Source organism: Phyllobacterium sp. (genome assembly GCF_037994405.1).
Lineage (GTDB): Bacteria > Pseudomonadota > Alphaproteobacteria > Rhizobiales > Rhizobiaceae > Phyllobacterium.
The window spans coordinates 1-6,574 of sequence record NZ_JBBNAN010000533.1 but is presented as its reverse complement, the minus strand read 5'-3'; the positions used below and the strand labels follow the sequence as shown (position 1 = coordinate 6,574).

Annotated in this window: 3 protein-coding genes and 2 pseudogenes; 1 reads left to right on the top strand and 4 read right to left on the bottom strand. The window is 53.7% G+C overall.

The window, feature by feature from the left end; translation table 11 throughout:
• Positions 1-164: 164 nt before the first annotated feature.
• The 4 genes and pseudogenes from treY to AAAC48_RS29520 all read right to left on the bottom strand — a co-directional run.
• Entirely contained in the window at positions 165-2,837 is a 2,673-nt protein-coding gene (gene treY, locus AAAC48_RS29535) for a malto-oligosyltrehalose synthase (protein WP_340657593.1), read from the bottom strand.
• Between the two features lie 457 nt (positions 2,838-3,294).
• A complete protein-coding gene (locus AAAC48_RS29530; protein WP_340657592.1) occupies positions 3,295-4,314 on the bottom strand; it encodes a LacI family DNA-binding transcriptional regulator in 1,020 nt (339 codons plus the stop codon).
• A 177-nt stretch (positions 4,315-4,491) separates the two neighbouring features.
• A pseudogene (locus AAAC48_RS29525) lies at positions 4,492-5,059 on the bottom strand (IS5 family transposase); the annotation flags it as partial.
• Between the two features lie 106 nt (positions 5,060-5,165).
• A pseudogene (locus AAAC48_RS29520) lies at positions 5,166-5,411 on the bottom strand (MBL fold metallo-hydrolase); the annotation flags it as partial.
• Positions 5,412-5,911: 500 nt separating this feature from the next.
• Between AAAC48_RS29520 and AAAC48_RS29515 the strand changes: the two are divergent.
• Positions 5,912-6,574, top strand: a 663-nt coding sequence (locus AAAC48_RS29515) for an ISAs1 family transposase (protein ID WP_340657591.1), incomplete at its 3' end; no start/stop codon positions are given.

Sequence of the window (6,574 nt, the reverse complement as noted above, 5' to 3'; positions counted from 1 at the left end):
CAGGCAAGATTTACGTGTGAACGAGCACCCAAGGATGACCCTACCCAATTATCGTTAAGTTGAGCTGATTTCGATATGTTTTTTAAAATTGAGAGGGGCAGGATCTGGACCCTCGGCATTTAACAATTGCAATTGACAAGGCCCCATCAATTGCTAACCGATAATCAATGTGCCAAGTCAATAAGTGTTAGTCCCGGAAAACTTCTCATACCCTCGGCAACACTGAGTTTATCAGAGAGTGTGATAAACTTTCCCGTCGTGATGTCTCGAAACTCCATGCCCATAACGACTGGCGGAAGGTGGATCGTGGTATCTTCCCATGCGGGGATTGGCATGAACGGCTCATGAAATCTTTCGATCGCGTCCAGCGACAGTCGGGGAACCGCAACGAGGCAGCAGGCGCTGCCATACTTGCGCAGGAAGGCGATAATGTTTGCTGCCCTCTTACCCGTGACCATCAAAGGTGTGTAATCGCCTTCCAAAAACAAGCCAGGATTGCCTTTTCTCGCTCTTAAGTGTGCTGTGACAAGGCGTTGTTTAATTGCTCCCGAATGCCAATCCTCCAGCAGAATGTTCAGCGGACATTGGTCGGCATATGAGAGGCGTGCAGCATGTGCCTCGAAATCGAGGTCAGGGGGCGCAGGAATGTTCGAAACGGAAAAATCCCAGATTTCAGAACCATTATAAATGACCGGAACACCGGGAGCCGTCATTTTAAGAATCGTCTGCGAAAAGCTGTTGATCGCCCCGGCAACCCAATAGGGTCTCATGGTCTCCTTGAAATCCAGAAGGAAAGGCCGGTTCGAGAACAAATGGCTGATATAATCCATCACGGCCAATTCATAGGGTTTGTTTATTTCCGTCCAGAAGGCTTGCTTCTGGGTTTCCCGTATCGCTCTCGCGATAAATGTGGCGAGATCCGCACGGACCGCCTCGAGGCCCTTTTCATCGTCCAGCCGAAGGGCCAACGGCCAGATCGCAGCCAAAGTCTGATAGATCAGCCATTCGGTTTCCGGGTTAGGAGCAACGGCCTCCTCAATCGTCGCAACATTGCCTGCATGAAGTTTGCGCCAGTGCGATACGGCATCACACCACACCGCGGGCGCCTCGGACAATGCAAGGAGCCGCATGCGCGCGTCCTCGCCGAATTTGGTCGCATGGGAAAATGTTGTGGCCACCATGCCCTTAGGGGTTGATGCAGTCTTTTCTATCATCTTCCGATGAAATGCCTGAACCGGATCGCTGGCGTCGCTCGAACGCAGGGTTATTTCATCAAGTGCGATGGGGCCCCGATCATATCGATAAGACTCTTCGATTGCCTGAGCCATGACGCCCGCTGCCAATTGCTGAAAGCGAATAATGAATTGTTCGATAGCTGCGTTTGGCGCTATGGCCGCCTTCGACTCTAGGACGCTAAGAACAAGTCTCAGTGGTTTGTCGTCAACGCAGTCGACCCGGCTTGAGATTTCAGAGGCTGCCGACCGGAGAATGGATCGGTATGATTCCTGAATTGCCGTCTCGTTTGCGTAGGTCCGAAAAACCGGCAACTCGATGATTAGACCGCTGATTGCGCGTCTGATCTCAAGGTCATCATGGACACCGGGTTTTATCGAGATCAGGAGATCGCCCAAGGCTTGTAATTCCGGCGCAAACTTCTTGTGCAAGATGGCAGATTTTGCATTGCGGTAGTGAGTTGAACGCTCGGCGTTCATTCCAACCTCGTTATTGTAAAGCTGTTCGAGCGCAGCAAGTTTTCCATGATCAACCAACACATTCGCTACTGTGGAGACGAATTCATAGCCGGCCGTTCCTTCGACAGGCCACGTAGCGGGATGCTGTTCGCCGTCTAGAAGAATTTTGTCTGTGACCAAGTAAATGTTTGAACCCGTATGGTCGCGCAATCGCCGCAAATATGTTTCCGGATCGGAGAGACCGTCTATCTGGTTGATGCGGAATCCCGTGACCTGGCTGACCTTGAGTAAATCCATAGCGATTTTGTGAAAGTCATCAAATACGCCTGACGTTTCGACCCGAACGCTTGCCGCGTGCAGGGAATCGAAAGAATGGCGATAATTAAGATGGCGGCGTGCATCCGGCTCGGTCAGCAAACACCAATCCTGAATCGATAAAATATCCTGAAGTGCACTGATATCCGTGGAAATGCGGTTCAGCCTTGCTGCAAGCTCCAGGCGATCAGATAGCTCACTTTCGTCGTGTGCTTGGCGCAGACGCGCGTGAAATTCGTCTGATCTGAGAGGCGTCGCCTTGGCCGCTGCACCAAGAAACGCCCTGGCGAGGACACTCTCTACGTCGCGAAGGACGCGCTGATACGACTTTGGCGAGAGTGGATAAAAACCGTCAGGGTAGGAAATCCCGAGAGCGGATGTATCGGAGTCAAACTTGAGTTCGAATTTCTCAGCTTGCACTTCTTCTACAAACGGTCGAGCAAGGACCGGCAGCGTCAGCGGTGCCTTCCAGTCAATATCAAAATGAGCGGCGTAACGGCTCTTGGGACCCCATTCGAGGATATCAAACCACCACGCGTTTTCGTGCGACACCGGCATTTGGTTCGGATTGATGTCAACGAGAAGACCCATGCAAGACTTGCGGAGCGCTGAATCCAACACAACAAAGCCCTCTTCACCTCCCGAATCCCGGTCCAACCTGGTTGGATCAAATGACCGTCGACCGCGACCGGCGTCAGTCGCATTGAATACAGAAGAAACGCTGAGACTATCCACACCAAGTTTCTCGAGATATGGCACGGCTGCGGCGGCTTTACTGAATGTAGTTCCGTTCTTCAGCATAATTCGGTAGGCGGAAGTGGGTACGGTCATTTTTGCTATATGCTCTTTTCGACGATGTCGGACACAAAATGCTAATGTGAGAACCTTCGAAACGATCCAATTTTCTAGTTCCCTGCCTGTGCAATTTTGTGATCGCGTGTTGGTTCATTCATCACGGAAAGCCCGTCAGTTCCCGCAAGATTGCATTAAGATATTCGCGTTGTCACCACTGGGCATCGCGATCAGTAACGCGTCTGAGGAGTTTGCGGTGACTTAGCTGACGTTCATGAAGTGGCGTCGTTCTCGCCATTTCAACGCTTGGGCCACCTCATCGACGTCGTAGGGATTGACGATCAGGGCTTCGCTGAGTTCCTCGGCTGCTCCCGCGAATTTTCCGTTGGCCGCCCCTGCCAGTTGTTCAAACTCCGCTCGTATATCCCCATAGGCAGTAACATCTTCTCGAGCCTAGCCGACCTTAAATCAATCGGTCCAAGCCAGCCAGACCTATTCACTCCGCATATTTAATTGGCGCGCCCCGTGAAGAAGTTCGCACATCCAGGGATGTATCTAAGAGTTCGCCCGCTCCAACATTTTTTTCGCCATGCGCTAATCGAAGCGCATATTCTGCGACCTTCTTTCCAACAGAATGGATGGGGTAGGAAGTTGTCGAAATGGATGGAAAGAGGGTATGGGGACTGAGATAAGGCACGACATTATCATGTGTGATCGTTGAGATCGTATCCTCCAAACGCCGTTCGCGGATGGCTCGACTTGCGCCGATGGCGGTGATCACGGAACTGATCACAAATGCAGTTGGCAGAGGTCCGCTCTTGAGCAGCCGACGCGTGTGAAGATAACCGGCCTCTTCTGAAAGGACATCGTGGACTATAAGCGAACGATTGGCGGAAATGCCATATTCTTCAAGCGCTTGGCGATAACCCGCTTCACGTTGTTCAGCGAGCGCAAATTCTTTTGGCGCCTCGATAAGGGCAACTAGCTTGTGCCCCAAGTCCAGCATATGCGCCGTTGCTTGGTAGGCCGCTTTCTGATGAGCAACATCCACCCAAAGATGCGGCACGATACTTCTCGACTGACCAAATACGACAAATGGAAATTTGGCTGCGGCCAGGAAACGGATAGCTTCATCATCTGGTCCGGGATAACAAAGGATAATCGCATCGGCTCGCCGGCTTTCCACCAGAGCCCGGCAGACACCGACGTTCTCTCTCGCGGGACTGACGAGAAGATCGACATCATCGAATGCAAAAACCTCGGCCAAACCATTGATAAATTCAATGATATCGGGTCCGAACACGGATGTCGTTTCTCTTGGGATGACGAGGCCAATTGTCTCGATTTTGTCGACTGCCAGTCTTCGTGCAGTCGTGTCAGCGATATATCCCAGCCGATGTGCGGCCTCTTCCACCCTTTCTCGTGTTTGCCTCTTTACTTCAGGATAGCCGTTAAGAGCACGGCTGACGGTCGTAAGTGAGAGACGCAGTTCTTCGGCCAGCTCCTTAAGCTTCATTCGCATCTTCTCGGATAACGCGACTTACCATGTTGCAAGTATAACCCAATTGCCGCGCAAACTGTTCCAAAGATTTGTAGCGACCTCTGGACCGGCATGTATCTAGACAAATCAAGCACAGAGAACAGCTCAAAGGCCGCAGTTGACTGTTCTTTGGGATGGGTCGTGGGCTCACGGCCCCATCTGTGAAGAATCATCCGTGTTCTGGTCTGTCAGCCCATGAGCAATGATTTCGCCATTATTGGCATCCAATGCGAGGTGGAGCTTACGCCAGTTCCGTCGTGACTTCACGCCATGCTTTTCCTCCAGCCATTGCCCGGCGCCGTATATTTTCAATCCCGTGCTGTCGACCAGCACGTGCAGCGGGTCCGGCAGAGGCCGGTTTCGCCTGGCTGGCAGCTCCCGCTTCTGCGCCCGGCGGCTCAATGTCGTATGATCAGGAACTGGCACATCAACCCCCATGAGATCGAACACCGAGCTCATAAAACCCCTCGATTTGACGCAGCCGTATTCCGAAGACGCAACCCAACGTCAGGGCTGTCTCGATGGCGAGATCGGAATACCGGCGCTGGCCACCGCGGGTCTTTCGCCGAGGAGCACGCCACCTCGCCAATGCTTCCGGCGTTACCCATAATGTCAGGCTGCCACGTAGGCGAAGACCTGCCTCGTAATCGGGCCAGTTCGTCACCCTGAATTTCATCTTCCCGATGTGGTGACGGCGCGCAGAATTGTGTTTGTAGGGCATGGCAGGGATCAAGCTGATTGCGATCCCGCATTCCTATCGCCAAACCGTTGACAAAGGATCGATGCACCAACGCTATTTCGGCCTCCCGGAGATGAAAACGCGCGGAAGGAAAATCGTCAAGCGTTCCCGCATGGTCGAAATGCATATGCGTGATTTTCACGCTATCGACTGCGTTGGCTTCAATTCCGATTTGCGCTAATGCTTCTATCGGCTTCTGAATAAATTTGCGCCCACGCCCCTCAGCTTCGGCGCGATCCATTCCCGTATCGACGATGATGGTGCGGTTGGAATTTCGGATGACCCATATGAAGTAGTCGATCGGCTCAATGTTGGCGTGATCGTCCGGCAACATGAAGTTATCAACTCGTGTGCGCTTGTCATGATGAGCATACTTCACGGCCAGGATTTCATATGTCTCAGACATTCTTGGCTCCCCATCACGTCAATTGCCAATACCGAACGTCACACCGCTGGTGCGCAGATGCTCCGCGACGCGGTGCCCGACACCGCCCGTGGCTCCAACTATGAAGACTTTCATTTCTCATCTCCCGATGTGACGGCGTTAGCGTACGTTCGTGGGAATGCGATTGGCTTTTTTACATCGACATCGTGGTCGAGAGCCGGGATTGAGGCCGCTCGGCATTACGTCCGCGCGGCCGTCAACACATCCCGCGAGCGCACTAAGAGTAAGACGCTCTCGGGTGCAGCGGTCTCGTGGACTACACCCTTAGATTGTCGCACTGCAGTATCAACCACGGCTGGGAATTCAGGTTAACGGGGATTTTCGGGCCATTTTGCATTGACGTGCGGGTGTGATTCGCTGGGCGCTCTGATTCGGTTGGGAGCACTGCGATGGATGGTTTGGCACTTCGGTTTTCCGGCGAGGACGTTCCGCGTGCGCGTCTGGCCTTGTTGCTGGAGCACTTTTCCGAGCTTTCGGACGATCGCGAGCCGCAGCGGATCATGTATCGGCTCGACGAAGTGCTGTTGCTGGTGACCTGCGCCACCATCTGCTCCTGCGACGATTTCGACGAGATCGTCGCCTGGGGCGAGCATCATCTCGGCTTTCTGCGCCGCTTCTCGGAGTTCCATTTCGGCATTCCCTGCGAACGCTGGCTGCGCATCCTGGTCAATCGCATCGATCCGATCCTGTTTGGGCGCTGCTTCCAAAGCTGGATTGCGGCACTGTGGCCTGATCGCCACGACCTCATCGCCATCGATGGCAAGACCTCGCGCCGCACGCACGACCAGCGCAAGGGCTTGAAGGCGCTGCATACGTTCTCGGCCTACGCCACAGGTGCCCGCCTGACCTTGGCGCAGCTCTCGGTTCCGGAAAAGACCAACGAGATCACCGCCATCCCCGATCTGCTCGATCAGCTGGCTGACGCCAAGCAGCTCAAAGGCGCGCTCGTCACCATCGACGCCATGGGCTGTCAGGTCGAGATCGCCGACAGGATCGTCGGCCATGGCGCCGATTATCTGCTTGCCCTCAAGGGCAATCAGCCGACCTTGGAA

What these genes read in the sequence shown, in the direction of transcription:
- treY (WP_340657593.1), bottom strand. Translation starts at nt 2,837, where the DNA reads ATGACCGTACCCACTTCCGCCTACCGAATTATGCTGAAGAACGGAACT.
- AAAC48_RS29530 (WP_340657592.1), bottom strand. Translation starts at nt 4,314, where the DNA reads ATGAAGCTTAAGGAGCTGGCCGAAGAACTGCGTCTCTCACTTACGACC.